The organism is Ruminococcus sp. OM04-4AA, from assembly GCF_003462585.1.
GTDB lineage: Bacteria > Bacillota > Clostridia > Lachnospirales > Lachnospiraceae > Mediterraneibacter > Mediterraneibacter faecis.
This window is the reverse complement of the sequence record NZ_QTZH01000168.1, coordinates 1-716: the sequence shown is the minus strand read 5'-3', so window position 1 is coordinate 716 and position 716 is coordinate 1. Positions and strand designations below refer to the sequence as shown.

The window sequence follows — 716 nt, the reverse complement described above, 5'->3', positions numbered from 1 at the left end:
GTTAACATTACCTCGGATGTCTTGATTAGATATTTATCTAAATCTATTGATTTTTACTATATGCAGTTTTCAAGGTACATAAGATGAAGTCCTTATTCAGTTCTTCATCTGACTGACTTTTTCATCAGTCATTAGAACTCAAAAGCTTTTTGAACTCTAATCACTGGTGAAACCAGCTATCATAACAGCACTGCCCTGCTGATTGTGTTGGCGGCGATAAGTTGTTGCTCATCTTTGCCTGTATCTATATGTTCAACTTCGGCAGCGTCTCTGCCTTGGTTTCTTTCTTTTAATTTGGCGGCCACCTACTCTCCCACACCGTCTCCAGTGCAGTACCATCGGCCGCTTAGGTCTTTACCATCGTGTTCGGGATGGGAACGGGTGTTACCCCTAAGCGCATCGCCACCAAAAAGATTGGTTATCTCCGTTCGTGCCGGTCTTGCCCGCTCGAATCCGCTTTGCGTATCCTCGCTAGTGCAATCCCTCATATACATCTTTGGCATCACATCTGCTTTCGTAAGCAAGCTTACACGCATCTGTGCTTCCAAATCTGTGCACTCACTCATTGATAACTAAACAATAGACAACAGTAAAAACTCTCTACTTTTTTCTTCCTTAGAAAGGAGGTGATCCAGCCGCACCTTCCGATACGGCTACCTTGTTACGACTTCACCCCAGTTATCGGTCCCACCTTCGGCAGCTCCCTCCTTACGGTT

2 rRNA genes are annotated in these 716 nt (G+C 45.0%); both read right to left on the bottom strand.

Features of this window, described 5'->3' with window-relative positions:
* Positions 1-292 precede the first annotated feature (292 nt).
* Positions 293-410 (bottom strand): 5S ribosomal RNA (gene rrf / locus DXB52_RS15960).
* Between the two features lie 209 nt (positions 411-619).
* Positions 620-716 (bottom strand): 16S ribosomal RNA (locus tag DXB52_RS15955); the annotation flags it as partial.